This window comes from Gordonia sp. PvP123 (genome assembly GCF_040547295.1).
In the GTDB taxonomy this organism is placed as follows: domain Bacteria; phylum Actinomycetota; class Actinomycetes; order Mycobacteriales; family Mycobacteriaceae; genus Gordonia; species Gordonia terrae.
In genome coordinates, this window is record NZ_JBEPPN010000009.1 from 44,713 (window position 1) to 60,259 (window position 15,547).

Below are 15,547 nucleotides of genomic sequence, written 5' to 3' on the forward strand. Positions count from 1 at the left end.
TCCCGATCGTTGTACTGCGCACTGTGTCAGGTGTCACTGGATGCACCAAGCATTCCACAACCGATCGAACGCTCGTCAGGGTGGTCCGCAGCGTGATCTGGGCGCGTTTTTCGCTTCGTTTTTCGGGCGAGACCGACACACTCGCAAGCACCATCGCTAGCATTGGTCGAATGACAGGGCCATCGATGTTGGGGCAGTGCAACTGGCCAGACCTCGACGGGCAGGTGATCACCCTGCTGGTGCCCCTCGGCTCGGTCGAACAACACGGTCCGCACCTCCCGCTCGACACCGATACGCGCATCGCGGCGGCGATCGCCGAGCGCGTGTGCGGACGACCGGAGGCTTCCGGACTCCTGCGGGCCCCGGACCTCAACTACGGCGCCAGCGGTGAACACGAGGGCTTCGCCGGCACCATCTCGATCGGGCACGAGGCGCTGCGCGGCCTGCTCGTCGAATACGGCCGCAGTGCATGCCGGTGGGCGGCGCGTGTGGTGTTCGTCAACGGGCACGGCGGAAACACCAGGACGCTGATCGAGGCGGTGACCCGACTGCGCTACGAGGGCCGGGACGTCGCCTGGTTCCCGTGCGCGTTCGACGGGGCCGATGCGCACGCCGGGTTCACCGAAACATCTGTGCTGCTGCATGTTTCGCCGTCGGTCGTCGATCCCTCGCGCGCAGTCGCGGGCAATCGGGAGCCGGTGGGCGCGCTGCTCGGTGCGATGCGGTCGGGCGGTGTCGCCGCGGTGAGTCCCAACGGCGTCCTCGGCGATCCGGACGGCGCGAACCCCGACGACGGAGCGAGCATGGTCGGCGACGTCACCGATCGGCTGTGCGCCGCGCTCGACTCGTGGCAGGTCGACGATCTGGGGCGCCTGGGATGACCGCCCTCGACGACTCGGCTCCACGTCGCTGTGCCGAGAACCAGGATGGGAGCGCGGAGGGCGCCGCAGCTCGTGGCGACTCCGACTCCGACTCCGCGGATCGTGAGGGCGAGCCGGCGGCGGACGCATCGACGGGAACGCACACCGGTCTGCCGGACGGGTTCCAGGTGCAGATCGACCTGCGATGCGCGAAGGCCGGCGACTTCCGCTACCTCGTCGGCGGATCGCCGACGCGCCTGCTGCGCATGTCCGACACCGCGCTCGGGATGACGTCCGAGGACGGACGAATCGAGGTGTGCGACAACGTGACCCGTCGTCTTGCGCGCGCACTGCTGGACGCGGGGATCGCCAATCCGCGGCCGATGTTCGGCCCGCAACCGGAAGATGTCACGGTGGTCGTCCCGGTGCGCGACAACCAGGACGGTGTCGACCGCCTCCTCGAGGCCCTCGCCGGGTTGGCCGTCATCGTCGTCGACGACGGCTCCGCGACACCGATCGAGGCGGATCGCCCGACCGCCCGGGTCCTGCGCTTCGACGACAATCGCGGCCCGTCGGCGGCGCGCAACGCGGGAGCCGCGGCGGCGACGACCGATTTCGTCGCCTTCCTCGACTCCGACGTCGTGCCCGACCCGGACTGGCTCACGATCTTGCTCACGCACTTCTCCGATCCGACCGTGGGACTCGTCGCGCCGCGGATCGTCGGGCTGCGATCCGACGACGACGCCATGACGACATCGCTGGCCGAGCGCTACGAGAACGGCTGGTCGTCACTGGACATGGGTCCCGAGGAGTCCGCGGTGGCGCCGTCCACCCGGACGCCGTACGTGCCCAGTGCCGCGATGGTCGTGCGGCGCAGTGCATTCTGCGGATTCGATGAGTCCCTGCGGGTGGCCGAGGACGTCGACGCATGCTGGCGGATGCACGCGGAGGGATGGCGGATCCGCTACGACCCGGTCGCACGCGTCGCCCACGAACACCGCACGGACCTGCGGTCGGTGCTCTCGCGCCGCTGCTTCTACGGCACCGGCGCGGCACACCTGGCCTCCCGCCACGGCGACCGTGCGGCACCGATGAAGATGTCGGTGCCGATGGCGGCCGCGGTGGTCGCGCTGCTGTCGCGGACCCGTTTCGGTGCTGCGCTGGCGATGATCATCCTCACCCACCTCGCGGTGCGGATGCGCCGCCGGCTCGGTGACCTGCCCTCGGCGCCCCTGGTGTCCGCGCAGATGACCGGGCGGGCCGCCGGGTTCGGGTTGCTGCAGGCCGCCGATGCGATCTGCCGCCACTATTGGCCGGTGGCGTTGCTGCTCGCGCTGGTGTCGAAGCGGTTCCGCACCCTCGCCGTGCAGGTGGCGATCGTCGAGGGGGTGGTGTCCTGGGTTCGGGACCTGCTCGCCGATCCGACCAGCCCACCCACGCTCGGACCGTTGCGCTACATCCTCATGCACCGCCTCGACGATCTGGCCTACGGTGCCGGGTTGTGGCAGGGAGTCATCGCCCATCGAGACCCGGAAGCATTGCGCCCGGTCATCTCTCGATGACGGCGGCCGATCGGTCGCTCACCGCAGACGTTGTCATCGTCGGTGCCGGCAGTGCCGGGTGTGTGCTCGCGGAGAGGCTCTCGCGAGAGCCGGAGCGCACGGTCGTACTGCTCGAGCGGGGGCCCGCGGGGTTGCCCACGCCGGCCGACCTGGACCTTCGGCGACTGCCGATCGACGACGCTGCGCCGCACGCCGTCCGGCACGCCACCGATCTGGGGGTGTACGCGGCCCGCGGTTCGGCACTCGGCGGCTCGTCGGCGGTGAACGGCGGGTACTTCCTGAGGTGGCATCGAGACGACTTCGGGTCGTGGCCGGCCGGGTGGGAGCCCGACGCCATCGCCGACGCCTATGACGAACTGGACGCGCCTGCGGGCACCATGGGTGTCGAACCCGTGACCGACGACGAACTCGGCGACGCCGGACGCGCTTTCGAACGCTACTGGTCGGAACGCGCGCCGGTGCGCCCGATCGCGCAGCGGTGGCCGGTGGTCGGGCTCAACCGCGTGTTGACCAACCGGAGCGGAGTCGCGCGCCGATCCGCAGCCGACGCCTACCTCGTCCCTGCGCTCTCGCGTCCCAACCTCAGGGTGCTGACCGGGCGGGTGGTCGACCGCCTCGACACGGTTCGGGGTCCGACGGTCACGGGCGTGCGTGCGGGGTCGCTGAGCGTGAGGGCCGGGGAGGTGATCCTCGCCGCGGGCACGCTCGGGACCGCGGGAATCCTGCTCCGGTCGGAACTCCCGGGCGTGACCGGCCGGACGCCTGCGCGGTCGCTGATCGCCGGTGAGCATCGAGGCCTCGCGGTGTCGTACTCGAGGCGGTCACCGGCCGATGCCGGCATGGTGCTGCCGACTGTGCTGCACACCGAGAACGGACTCGAGATTCGTTGTTATCGAGACGATTTCGCTTCCCATATTCACGGTCTGCCCGCTAGCGGGCCGATTGTCGAGGTGACCGCGATGCGGCACTCGCCGGTGCGGCTCGTCGCGGACCACTCACGTGTACGGATGGAGTTCGTCGAGCCCGACCCGGACACCGCAACCTCGCTGCGCACGGCCGCCGCGGGGGTCGTGGAGATGCTGCGGTCGCCGGAGTTCGCCGACGTCGTCGTTCCGGGTAGCGTCCGGATCGCCGATCGCGCCGGGTTCTCCCAGCATGCGTGGGGGACCGTGCCGATGGGAATCCGGACCGATTGGCTCGGCGGCGTATCCGGGACCCGCGGCCTGCGGATCGTCGACGGGTCCATTCTGCCCGGTAGCGGCCGCAGCGGTCCGCACGCGACCATCATGATGATGGCGAGCCGCATCGGCACGGTACTCGCACAACGGTGAGTCGGACCACCCCCGAACGCTCGCGGTCCGGTCCGGGTCTCTCTACTCTGTGAGCATGTCTGCGTCCTCGCTGTCCGATCCGGCCGTCCGCGATTTCCTCACCGGCGGCACGAAAACCGGTCATCTCGGATATCTCGCCGCCGACGGACGACCCCTCGTCGTTCCGGTGTGGTTCGTGCTCGACGGTGATCGGATTGCCTTCAACACCGGCGCCACCACCGCCAAAGGTCGTGCGCTGCTTCGCGATCCACGGGTCGTGATGTCGGTTGACCTGCCCGAACCGCCCTTCGGGTTCGTGCAGGTGCAGGGCAGCGCCCGCATCACCGAGGACCTCGACGAGGTACGTCGCATCGCCTCGCTGTGCGGGGCCCGGTACATGGGCGCCGACCGCGCCGAGGAATTCGGGGCCCGCAACGGGGTGCCCGGCGAGCTGGCGATCTGGATCGAGCCAATTAAGGTCATCGCGAGCCTCGATGTCACCGCATGAGCGGCGGAATGCGCTCCTGACGCCGACGCTGCGCAAGCAGTGCTGGGGGTTCATGATCGGGTCGGCGCTGTTCGCGCTGGGTTCGGCCCCCGGGCTGGCGCATCTGGTGGGTGCCGGGTTCGCCAACGGCTGCTATTTCGTCGGCGCATGGTTCTTCACCGGTGCCGGTGTCATCCAGCTGATTCGCAGCGGAACCGTGACCGAGCTGCGGTCCTCGGCGCCCGGTTCGGTGATCCGAGCCGAATGGTTGAGCGCCGCAACGCAATCGGTGGGTACGATCCTCTTCAACGTGTCGACCACGGGGGCGCTTGTGGCACACACGATCTGGGGCGACCGTCACCTCGTCTGGACCCCTGACGCCGGCGGTTCGATCGCCTTCCTGATCAGCGGTGCGGTTGCCTTCGCCGGGTACGCCCGCGCCACCGGCCGCCGGTGGGATCTCCGTGATCGTGACTGGTGGTCGGTGCTGGTCAACTGGATCGGATGTGTCGCATTCGGGGTGTCCGCGGTCGGGGCGTTCGTGACCAAGGGTGGCGTCACCGCCGACGCCGTGGCCGCCACGTCCGGCACCTTCGTCGGTGCGATCTGCTTCTTCCTCGCGTCGCTCGTCGTACTTCCGGGGCGGCACACCGTGTCCCGCTGAGGTGCGGGGCCGGAACTCAGTCCGGCTGCGGTGCGTCGGCGTCCGTGCGTTCGTCGACGGCGCTCTGGTGGGCCGAGAGTTCCCGGTCCAGCGCCGTGTCGAGGGCGCGGTCGAGTGCGGCGTGCGCGTTCTCGGTCCCGACCCGGCGCATCATCCCCAACAGGTTCACCGCCCAGGCGACGTCGTCGTCGTTCTCCGGCAGCCAGCCCGGGCCCTTGCGCCGGTCCACCTCGTCGTGCGCGGCAGCGAGCAGGATCTCGGCGGCTTCGTTGATCTTCGCGGTGAACCGCTCGTGGACGTCGGCCAGCGCGGAGATCTGCACGCCCCGTCGTACGAGCTTGGCCAGGTTCCCGATGATGCGCTGATCGACGGCCTCGTACACCCCGTCGCGCCCGGTCTCGGCGATCACCCCGGCCTGCACGAGTGCCGCTACCTGGGCCTCGTCCAGCAGACCGAACCGGTCGTCGAGTTCGGAGCGAGTGATCTCCGGACGCGATGTACTCGACCAGTGCTCGTCGAGGATTTCGTTGAGCTCCAACGCATCCCCGATCCGAGCGCCCGGATTCGTCATGAACGTGGCGATGTGCTTGAGCGTGAAGCCGCTGCCGAGCAGTTTGTTGATCGCCCGGAGATTGCGGAGGTGCTTCTCGGTGTAGATCGCGACGCGCCCACGGCGGAGCGGCTGGGGGAGCAGCCCCCGTTCCTGGTAGCCGCGGATGTTCCGGGTCGTCGTTCCGGACACGCGCGCCAGGTCGTCGATCCGGTACTCGGTCATCCCCTCACTGTAACGCTGCGGCGGTCGGAGTCCGAGTCCCCTGGTGGACGAGAATCCGGTAATCACGCAGCTCGACGCGGCGGAGCTGGCCGACGTACTGGGTCGCGAATCCGGGGTACATCGTCGCGTTGAACCCGTCCTCGGTCAGGTACCAGCTCTGACAGCCCGAGTTCCACGTGGTCGAGGTCAGCCGGCGCTGGATGTCCCGGTTGTACCGCTCCTGCGCCTCGGCGCGTACGTCGAGCGCCTTCCACCCGTTGTCCAGAAGCCGGCCGACGGCGTCGGTGATGTAGTCGATCTGTGCCTCCATGTAGACCAGGGCGGAGCTGTGGCCGGGACCGGAGTTGGGTCCGAAGGTGAAGAACAGGTTGGGATAGCCGGACACCGCGACGCTGCGGTAGGCGAACGCGCCCCGCCCCCACTCCGACGCCAGATCCCGACCGTCTAGGCCGGTGATCGGGATCGGCGTCCCGTTCTTGGACACGTCGAATCCGGTCGCGAAGACGATGCAATCGAACTGGTGCTCAACACCTTCGACGGTGCGGATGCCGCGTTCGGCGATACGGGCGATCGGCCAGGTGACGAGTGTGCAGTTCGGTCGTTGCAGGGCGGGGTAGTAGTCGCTGGTCATGAGCAGGCGCTTGCAGCCCGCGGCGAAGTCGGGGGTGAGTTGCCTGCGGAGCCACGGGTCGTCGACTTGAGACCGCAGGTGCAACTTGCTCACCGCCTCGACGACGCGGGTCAGGGGAGTATTCCAGACGACGCCCAGAGCCACCGTCTCGTGACCCCAGAACCAGAGCGATCGTGCGAGGCGCTGCGCTCCCGGCACCGATCGATACAGCCGTTTGGTGGCCTCTCGGGTCCGGACATCGGCGCGGGGCAGCACCCAGCCGGGAGTGCGCTGGAAGACCTTCACCGACGCGGCCTGCTCCACCAGTTCCGGCACGATCTGCACCGCGCTGGCCCCGGTGCCCACGACGGCGACCTTCTTGCCCACGAAATCATAGTCGTGATCCCAACGCGCGCTGTGGATCTTGTGTCCCGCATAGTCCTCGATCCCGGGTATGTCGGGGAATGAGGCGTTCGCGAGCGGACCGGAGGCGAGGACGACCGCGCGCGCCCGTACCGGTTCGTGACCCTCGTCGAAGGTGATGGTCCACAGGCCGTCGTGGGCGCTGTACTCCAGCCCCGACACCGTGTGACCGAACCGGACGTGGGGCTCGATCCCGTGGTTCTCCACCATCGTGTCGATGTAGGAGAGGATCTCCTCGCTGCGCGAGTACGTGTGCGACCAGTCCGGGTTGGGAGCGAAGCTGTAGGAGTACAGACGCGATGGGATGTCGCAGGCCGCGCCCGGATAGGTGTTGTCCCGCCACGTTCCACCGACCCGCGCGTCCCGCTCGAAGATCGTGAAGTCCTCGATCCCGCGCTCCTTGAGCCGGATCGCCGTGCCGATGCCGGCAAAACCGGCACCGATGATCGCCACCGAGATGTGCATCGTCACGTCCTCAGGCCGTCGGTTCGTAGGTGAGTTCTTGCGACCACGTCGGTGTCCGGTGGACGAGCCCGAACGGGATCCGCCCGGTGAGTTTCACCATCGAGTCGGCGAACAGGTGGTAAGGCACGTTGCCCCGGTTGACCACCGCCGCACCGTGATACGAGACGACGCGGAACATCGGCAGCCGCCGGACGTACTCGCTGCGGTCGCCGACGGCGCGATACCGTTTCATCGCACTGTAGAGACGTTCCTCGTCGACGCCCATCGCGACGATGTTGTCGCGCATCTTGTTGAGCAGGGGGACATAGCTCAGCGCACCGATGAGGAAGGTGGGTTTCACCCAGCCGCCGACGAAATCGATCGTCCGCTTGCGCAGCCCCGCGTGGCCGAGGAGTTCCATGACCTCGAAATCGACGGCCAGATGCCGGGATTCGTCGGCGTTGATCCGCTTGAAGACCTCCTGGGCCACCGGGTCCTCGACCTCGTCGGTGATGAACTTGATGAGGGCCCCGTCGAGTGCGACCTCCAGCATCGGGATCACGGTGCCCAGGAACGACAGGGACATGTCGTCGGAGTGCTTGTCCAGCCAGTTGATCACCAACTGCACGTTGACGTTCGGAGACGGGATCTCGTCACCGTCGAGCATTCCCCAGCGTCGCATCAAGGCCAGTTCGGCATTGGCATGCTTCTGTTCCTCGGCGTGAAAGTGCTCGTAGATGCTCTTGAGCGTGGGGGTCGGGGCCTTCTTCGCCATCGCGGCGAAGCCCCGTGCCCCCACGTTCTCGATCCACATCAGGTCGCTGAGAAACGGTTTGAGCTTGGCGTGCAGGTCGGCGTCGATCAGCTCGGCACCGGGGGCGTCCCAGTCGATGTCGGCCAGTGCCCACTGGCGGTCCTTGATCTTCTGGAGCATGTTGTCGAGGTCGATGGCCATGACGGTCCTTTCGGGTCAGGTCGGGTGGATGGCGCCGGGGTCAGGACGATGGGAGGAGCCGGTTGAGCAGTCCCAGGCCCCGGACGTAGGAGGCCGGGAAGTGTCGCTTGAGGTGCCAGATCACCCGGGCGTCGACCTGGGGCACGACGTAGAGGCGACCGAGATCGTGCGCGTCGAGCGTCGCCGAGGCGACGCCGTCTGGTGAGATACCCGTCCAGCGCATCAGGTTCGCGGCGAGAGTGCGTGCCTCGGAGGTGATCCGACCGTCCTGGGCGACGTTGGTCTTCACGAACGTCGGGCACAGGACCGTCACGCCGACCCCCGAGTGCGCCATTTCGGCTGCGAGTGTCTCGCTCAGCGAGACGACGGCCGCCTTCGACACGTTGTACGGCGCCATGACCGGGGCCGCGGCGAATCCGGCCGCCGAGGCGACGTTGATGATGCCTCCCCGGCCGACTTCCCGGAGCATCGGCGCGAAGAGTTCGCAACCGTGGACGACGCCCCAGAGGTTGATCCCCAGGGCCCACGACCAGTCGTCGAACCCGATGTCGCCGACCGGGCGGCCGCCGATCCCGACCCCGGCGTTGTTGATGACGAGATCGGGAGGACCATCGAAGGTCTCGACGGCGAACGCGGCGAGGGACTCGACTGCCGTTCGGTCGGCCACGTCGCAGGTGAAGGGATGTGCGGGGCGGCCGGTCCGGCCTTCGATCAGTGACACGGTCGCCACGGCTCGCTCGGGATCGATGTCGGCGCAGATCACCTCGCCGCCGCGTCGTGCGAGTTCCAGGGCGAAGGCCCGACCGATTCCGCTGCCCGCGCCGGTGACGATCGCGCGTGAGCCGATCGACACGGGGTCACGCAGGAGTCGCCGTCGGAGGCTGTCCACGACCGGGATCATGACACCTCCGACACGGTGTGCAGTCGGTCGACATCGGCGAGGAAGTCGGCGACCCGGTGGAGCGCGGCGTCGGCTTCGGGGCCCAATCGGGGAAGGGCCTGGAAGACGTGCATCATGCCCGGCCACACCTCCAGCCGGCTGTCGCCGCCGTGCGTCCGGAGTCGCTCGTGGAGGTGACGGGCGTCCGCGCTGAGCATCTCCGCCCCGCCGGTCTGGATGAGGAACGGTGGCAACTGCCCGGCGGGGGTGAACTCGAGCTCGAGGCGGGGATGGTCCGCCGGGACGTCTCGCGTGTAGAGGGCGACGAGTCGCGCCGCCGCGGCGGCGGTGATCGCCGGGTCGCGCCGGATGCGTTCCTGCTGACGGGCCAGCCCGAAGGTGAGGTCGATCAGCGGTGAGAACAGGACGATCGACGAGGGCTGGGCGCTGCCGGCCCGCGCCCGTTGCAGGACGAGGTCACAGGCGAGATGCCCGCCGGCCGAATCCCCGCCCAGTACGATGCGCGACGCCGGATAGCCCTGACGCACAAGCCACTCGAACCCGGCGGCGACGTCGTCGGCCGCGCACGGGAAGCGGTTCTCGGGGGCCAGCCGGTACTCCACTACGAAGACGGGCAGGCCGCTTGCCGCGGACAACCGGGCGGCCAGCCCGCGGTGGGTGCGCGCCGAACAGATCGCGTACGCGCTGCCGTGGATGTAGTAGATCGCCGCGTCGGAGGGTTCGACCCCGGGGCCGAGTACCCATTCGCCGCGCACGTCGTCCTCCTGCACGGCCCGCACCGTGGTGCCGGCGGGTGCGGGACCGAGCAGTCGCATCACCGTGGCGATGAGGCCGCGTGAGAGCCGGATTCCGGTGGGATTCAGCGGGATCAGTCCCGTGAAGGCACCGAAACCCCAGCGGGTGAGGTGGGCGGTGACCGTCGAACGGGCGGTCGCGCGGGTCGGCAGCGGTGTCGGCGACCGGAGTGGGTCTGTGTGCATCACCTCACACCATCAGCAACTGTGCCATTTGTCAATGGCATGGTTGCGGGCGGAACAGCGACAGGGCCGCGCGATCCGTCGCGCGGCCCTGTCGATGGTCATGTCGCCGCTAGGGAGCGGGCAGTGGTGCCTCGGAATTCGCGGTGATCTCGATGTCCCCGGTCGTCCGCGCGCCGGTCGAGGTCCCGTAGATGAGGTGGGCCGGCACGAAGCGCATGCCGAGCCAGTACAGGATCATTCCGGCTCCGGCCCCCATGAACCAGGTGAAGCTCGCCTGATAGACGGTGCCGAAGATGACGACGCAGATCGGCAGGGTTGATGCGATGACGGTGGCGCCCACGGCAATCGGGTTCCACCCGTTGCGGTACCAGTAGGTGCCCGCCGGCTTCATCGTGAACAGGTCGTCGACGACGATCTTCTGCTTCTTGACGAGGTAGAAGTCGGCGATCAGGATGCCGAACAGTGGACCGATCACCGCACCGAGGGTGTCCATCGTGTAGTGGATCGCCGTCGGGTTGTTGAAGAGATTCCACGGCGTGATGAGCACCGAGCCCACCGCTGCGATCATGCCCCCGGTGCGCCAACTGATCTTGGTGGGCGCCACATTCGAGAAGTCGAAGGCGGGCGAGACGAAGTTCGCGACGATGTTGATGCCGATCGTGGCGATCGCGAACGTCAACACGCCCAACACGGCCGCGGTGGTGTTGTCGATGCGGTCGACGATGTGCACCGGATCGGTGATGATGTTGCCGTCCTCGTCGGTGCCGATGACCGTGACCGCCGCGGAGACCGTGCACACCACCAGAAGCGAGAAGAAGAGGAAGTTGACCGGGAGTCCCCAGAAATTGCCCTTCTTGACCTCACCGAAGGAGCGGCCGTAGCGCGAGAAGTCGCCGAAGTTGAGCATCGGCCCGGAGAAGTAGGAGACCACCAGCGCGAACGCGCTGATCATCATCGTGATCGACGACCATCCGGAGAGCCCGTCGCCGACGGACAGGTCGAGGCTCACGTTGTCCCACCCGGCCTCGACGACGAGGTAGGCGGCCAGCGCGATCATCACGACATACACTGCGGGACCGCAGAAGTCGATGAACTTGCGGATCGTCTCCATCCCGTTCCAGAACACGAGCGCCTGTAGCACCCACATCAGGATGAAGCCCGCCCAGCCGAGCGCGGACAACCCGAGGAAACCGTGTTGGTCGACGTCGCCCCACGGTTCCAGTCCGGGCCAGAACTTCAACGCGAGAAGACCGAAGGCGACCGACGCCAGGTAGGTCTGGATTCCGTACCAGACCACCGCGATGACACCGCGGATGATCGCCGGGATGTTGGCGCCCTTGACGCCGAACGAGACACGCGTGGTGACCGGGTAGGGGACGCCGGCGAGCTGGGACGGTTTGGCCACGAGGTTGCACAGGATGTTGACCGCGACGATACCCACCACGAGCGCGACGAGCACCTGCCAGGCCGCGATCCCGAGCGCGAACAGGCTGCCCGCGAACACGTACCCGCCGACGCTGTGCACATCGGACATCCAGAAGGCGAAGATGTTGTACCACGTCCACTTCTGTTCCTTCAGCGGCGCGAGGTCGGTATTGGTGAGTCGGTCGTCGTAGGTCGCCTTGATGACGCTCTCGCCCGCCGCCCCGGAATGCGACTGTGCCGCAGGACCCGTCGGGTCGGGGTGGGGGTTCCCGGATGTTGGTGTGGACATTGTGCTCCCGTTGTCGGTCTCGGCGACAGCGCTCGTCTGTCGGCGAACGGCGTTGATGGGAGAAATGTAAGAACGGTTTGTTACCCCACGATGAACGCGTGGAAATATCCCTGCCTCAGGGCCGCACGTTCCGGGACGGGAAACGCGCGAGCCAGTCGGCGACGGCCCCGGTGAGCCGATGCTGGTTGGCGCGCTTGACGATCTCGTGTCCCTCGTCGTCGAACATCAACATCTCGGCGACCGCCCCCCGGGCCTGTAGTTCGGCGACCATCTGCTGGGATTCGCTCACCGGCACATTGGTGTCGTGCGCCCCGTGGACGACGAGCAACGGTGCCCGGACGTCGTCGATGCGGTGGATGGGGGAGAGGTCGGCGAGCAGCTCTCGGTCGGACTCCGGGTGGCCGTACTTCGTGTAGGCGGCCACCGCGATCCACGGTTCGGTGTTGCGGAAGAACGACTCGAGATCACTCATGCCGCAGATCGCGATGCCCGCCGCGAACACCTCGGGATGAAAGGTCAGGCAGGCCAATGTGAGATAGCCACCGTAGGAACGTCCCGAGCAGTACACCGCGTCGGGGTCGGCGATGCCCTGTCGGCAGAGGAACTCGGCGCAGTCGGCGGCGTCGTCGATGCCGGCATACCGCCCGTACCGATCGTCGGCGTGGGCGAACAGGCGTCCATAGCCCGAGGATCCGCGCACGTTGGGAGCGAACACCGTGATCCCGGCGTCGACGAGCGGGCCGAACAGGAACTGGTAGTCCGGTCGCGTCTGCCCCTCCGGGCCGCCGTGGAAGTACAGCAGTGTGGGTCCGGGCTTCTTCGAGGCGCGGAACAGGAAGCCCGACAGGGGCATTCCGTCGCGTGCCGAGAACTCCAGCAGCTCCGGACGCAGCTGATCCGACGGCCCCTCGCCAGTCACCACGTCGTCACGCACCGGGTACACCGCGCGGTTCGCGACGTCGACGAGATGCACGAGGGGGGAGTGCTGCGGACTCGAGACCGTGACCGCGACCACCGAACCCGCGGCACTGATCGACAGGTCGGAGGCGACCTCACCCGGGAGTTCGATCGGTGGGTGCAGCGTCTGATCGGGCAGTGTCATGATCTGCAATTCACTGCGGCCCTTGACGTTCCACAGCAGCGCAACGGTCGACTGATCATGGCTGACGGCGAACTCATCGAGTCCGATGTCGACCCGCTGGGCCATCACCCGGAACCGGACGCCGAACCTGCTCACCTCGACGCCGAGGAGGCGCGGGAACTTGGCGTCGAAGTCACTGCGTACCAGCGCCTGGACGCTGTCGAGATCCCGGACGGGTTCGTGCGGGGCGGGCACGAACACCGTCGAGGAGTGATCGAATCCCTGGTCGAGCACGTATCCCTGATCGGTGACCGCACCGGGGTCCTGCGGCAGGAGTGGAGTCATCGTGATGTCGTCGTCGGCCGCTTCGGCATGGCGTCGGAGAAGGAGCATGTCGTGGTAACCGCGGGGTCCGACGCGGACGAGCGTCGCGCCCTTCCAGGAGTCGATCAGGACACCGCCGACGCGTTGGTCGAGGGTCTGGGTCGTCCCCGTGCCGGGGTGGACCCGCAGGGCGTATGAGGTGCCGTCGTGGTCGATGGCCGTGATCAGGACCCAGTCGGTGTCCCAGCCGACGAGACCGACGGTGCCGAACGACCGGCCGTCCGGGCGGGTGGCCGCGATCCGGTGGGCGGTGTCGTCGTCGGGTTCGGTGGTCACCACCCAGACCTGGTGGTGTTCACCGCCGCTCGGCGCGATCTCCACGGCCAACCACCGGCCGTCGGAGGAATGGACCACTTTGCGCACCGGACCGGTGGACAGCAACTCGACCCACCTCAGCTCGCCGACGCCGTCGCGCGACAGCGAACGCTGGGCGGCCCGCGGGTACCCGGTGCCGTCGTCGACGATGTAGGCGAACGCGCTCCCGTCCGGGGAGAGGGAGGCGCCGTAGGTCTTCCAGCCACGGTCGTCGAAGCGCAGAGCGGTCACCGTCGTGCGTTCGCTTCCATGGTCTGCAGCCACATCTCGAGGAGCGCGACCTGCCACAGCTCGTTGCCGTCGAGCCTGGTGCGGATTCCGTTGGGATCGGCGAAGAGCCGATCGAGTGCCTCGGGCCGGTACAGCCCGCGGTCGCGGGCGGCCTTGGACCGCAACGTGTCCGAGACGAGGTCGAGGACGCCGCCGGTGAGGTGGCGGATGCCGGGGACCGGGAAGTAGCCCTTCGTGCGGTCGATGACGGCCGAGGGCAGAAGCGCCCGGCTCGCCTCCTTGAGCACACCCTTGCCCCCGTGCGCGAGCTTGAGATCGGGGGGACACGTGGCGGCCAGTTCGACGAACTCGTGGTCGAGGAACGGGACCCGGGCCTCCAGACCCCAGGCCATCGTCATCGTGTCGACGCGCTTGACCGGGTCGTCGACGAGCATGACCGTGGTGTCGAGGCGCAACGCGGCGTCGACGGAGGTGTGGGCGCCGGGCGCGGAGTGGTGGGCCGAGACGAACTCGAAGCTGGGGTCGTATCCCGCCTCGGTGAGGTAATCGTCGGCGAGGATGCCGCGGATGTCGACGTCGTCGCGGTCGAAGAACACGTCGGCATAGGCCCGCGTCGTCTTGTCGCGGGTCACGTCGAGCAGCGGGGGATACCAGCTGTATCCACCGAGGATCTCGTCGGCTCCCTGGCCGGACTGGACCACCTTGATGGACTTGCTCACCTCCTGCGACAGGAGGTAGAAGGCGACGCAGTCGTGGCTGACCATGGGTTCGCCCATCGCCGCGACGGTGTCGGGGATGGCGGGCAGCAGGCGGTCGGTGCCGATGTGGATCTTGTGGTGATCGGTGCCGAAGGTGTCTGCGATCAGATCCGAGTAGGCGTATTCGTCACCGGATTCTCCTGCCGCGGAATCGAATCCGATGCTGAAGGTCGCGAGGTCGGTCTGGCCCTGCTCGGCGAGCAGCGCGACGACCAGGGAGGAGTCGACGCCGCCGGACAGCAACACGCCGACCGGGACGTCGGCGACCATGCGCCGGCGTACCGACGTCCGTAGCGAGTCGAGTAGTTCGTGCTGCCAGCGCTTCTCGTCCCAGTCCCGGCGGTCGGGGTGTGGCTCGAAGGCCGGCTCCCAATACCTGCGTTCGGTGCGACGGCCGTCGGGCTGGATCGTGATGACGGTGGCCGGCGGGACCTTGCGGATGCCGTTGTAGATCGTGTGCGGCGCCGGGACGACGGCGTGGAAGCTGAAGTAGTGGTGCAGCGCCACCCGGTCGATCGAGGTGTCGACCTCGCCGGCGCGGAGCAGTGCCTGCACCGACGAGGCGAACCGGAGCCGGCCGGGGGTGTCGGCGAGATAGAGCGGCTTGATGCCGAGCCGGTCGCGGCCCAGGGTGACCACGCCGGTGTCGGTGTCGACGATCGCGAACGCGAACATGCCCATGAAGTGGTCGACGCAGTCGGGACCCCAGGCGTGGAAGGCCTTGAGGATGACCTCGCTGTCGGCGTGGGAGAAGAAGGTGTATCCCTTGCCCTCCAGCTCGGCGCGCAGCTCGTGGTGGTTGTAGATGCACCCGTTGAACACCAGCGCGAGACCCAGCGCCGGGTCGACCATCGGCTGGCTCCCGCGCTCGGACAGGTCGATGATCTTCAGGCGGCGGTGGCCCAGTGCGACAGAACCTTTCGCGAAGACGCCGGAACCGTCGGGACCTCGCCGGGTCATCTCGCAGGTCATGGCGTCGACGGCCGAGACATCCGGCGCCGTGCCGTCGAACCGGATCTCGCCGCAGATTCCACACATGGGTCGCTGGTCCTCCTCGTCGCTGCCGCACTCCGGTGCCGCCGGTGCGCTGGCG

Annotated in this window: 13 protein-coding genes; 5 read left to right on the top strand and 8 right to left on the bottom strand. The window is 67.9% G+C overall.

The features are described from left to right. The first annotated feature begins 185 nt into the window (after nucleotides 1-185). From mftE to ABIC25_RS18420, 5 genes are read left to right on the top strand one after another with little or no spacing between them, the layout of a single operon-like run. Nucleotides 186-881 (top strand): mycofactocin biosynthesis peptidyl-dipeptidase MftE, encoded by a 696-nt coding sequence (gene mftE, locus ABIC25_RS18400; protein WP_354562725.1) that lies wholly within the window; start codon nucleotides 186-188, stop codon nucleotides 879-881. Further along, nucleotides 878-2,422: a mycofactocin biosynthesis glycosyltransferase MftF gene (gene mftF / locus ABIC25_RS18405; RefSeq protein WP_064569446.1), complete on the top strand. Its 1,545-nt coding sequence runs from the start codon at nucleotides 878-880 to the stop codon at nucleotides 2,420-2,422. Before mftE ends, mftF begins: the two co-directional genes overlap by 4 nt. Continuing rightward, the gene (gene mftG / locus ABIC25_RS18410; RefSeq protein WP_354562602.1) at nucleotides 2,419-3,753 is read left to right on the top strand and encodes a mycofactocin system GMC family oxidoreductase MftG; all 1,335 of its coding nucleotides are present in this window, start codon (nucleotides 2,419-2,421) and stop codon (nucleotides 3,751-3,753) included. Before mftF ends, mftG begins: the two co-directional genes overlap by 4 nt. A 55-nt stretch (nucleotides 3,754-3,808) precedes the next feature. Beyond that, complete coding sequence (locus tag ABIC25_RS18415; protein ID WP_239399595.1) at nucleotides 3,809-4,240, top strand: PPOX class F420-dependent oxidoreductase; 432 nt, start codon at nucleotides 3,809-3,811, stop codon at nucleotides 4,238-4,240. Then, on the top strand, nucleotides 4,227-4,883 hold the full coding sequence (locus ABIC25_RS18420; protein ID WP_354562604.1) for a hypothetical protein: 657 nt from the start codon (nucleotides 4,227-4,229) through the stop codon (nucleotides 4,881-4,883). Before ABIC25_RS18415 ends, ABIC25_RS18420 begins: the two co-directional genes overlap by 14 nt. A 16-nt stretch (nucleotides 4,884-4,899) precedes the next feature. On the opposite strand, the gene ABIC25_RS18425 is transcribed toward ABIC25_RS18420, so the two are convergent. The 8 genes from ABIC25_RS18425 to ABIC25_RS18460 form a co-directional block, all read right to left on the bottom strand. After that, nucleotides 4,900-5,658 carry a MerR family transcriptional regulator gene (locus ABIC25_RS18425; RefSeq protein ID WP_248643389.1) on the bottom strand — a complete coding sequence of 253 codons (759 nt, stop codon included), beginning with the start codon at nucleotides 5,656-5,658 and terminating at the stop codon, nucleotides 4,900-4,902. A gap of 4 nt (nucleotides 5,659-5,662) precedes the next feature. Further along, nucleotides 5,663-7,156, bottom strand: coding sequence for a flavin-containing monooxygenase (locus ABIC25_RS18430; RefSeq protein WP_239399591.1), 1,494 nt, complete (start codon nucleotides 7,154-7,156; stop codon nucleotides 5,663-5,665). Nucleotides 7,157-7,166: 10 nt separating this feature from the next. Then, nucleotides 7,167-8,090 carry a reductase gene (locus ABIC25_RS18435; protein WP_101822396.1) on the bottom strand — a complete coding sequence of 308 codons (924 nt, stop codon included), beginning with the start codon at nucleotides 8,088-8,090 and terminating at the stop codon, nucleotides 7,167-7,169. Between the two features lie 40 nt (nucleotides 8,091-8,130). After that, a complete protein-coding gene (locus ABIC25_RS18440; protein ID WP_354562606.1) occupies nucleotides 8,131-8,991 on the bottom strand; it encodes an SDR family NAD(P)-dependent oxidoreductase in 861 nt (286 codons plus the stop codon). After that, nucleotides 8,988-9,971, bottom strand: a complete 984-nt coding sequence (locus tag ABIC25_RS18445; RefSeq protein WP_354562608.1) for an alpha/beta hydrolase — start codon at nucleotides 9,969-9,971, stop codon at nucleotides 8,988-8,990. The genes ABIC25_RS18440 and ABIC25_RS18445 overlap by 4 nt, the downstream gene beginning before the upstream one ends. Before the next feature lie 109 nt (nucleotides 9,972-10,080). Next, nucleotides 10,081-11,685, bottom strand: a complete 1,605-nt coding sequence (locus ABIC25_RS18450) for an NCS1 family nucleobase:cation symporter-1 (protein ID WP_064569443.1) — start codon at nucleotides 11,683-11,685, stop codon at nucleotides 10,081-10,083. Between the two features lie 115 nt (nucleotides 11,686-11,800). Then, entirely contained in the window at nucleotides 11,801-13,696 is a 1,896-nt protein-coding gene (locus ABIC25_RS18455; RefSeq protein WP_354562727.1) for an alpha/beta hydrolase family protein, read from the bottom strand. Further along, on the bottom strand, nucleotides 13,693-15,492 hold the full coding sequence (locus ABIC25_RS18460) for an N-acetylglutaminylglutamine amidotransferase (RefSeq protein ID WP_354562610.1): 1,800 nt from the start codon (nucleotides 15,490-15,492) through the stop codon (nucleotides 13,693-13,695). Before ABIC25_RS18460 ends, ABIC25_RS18455 begins: the two co-directional genes overlap by 4 nt. Nucleotides 15,493-15,547 lie beyond the last annotated feature (55 nt).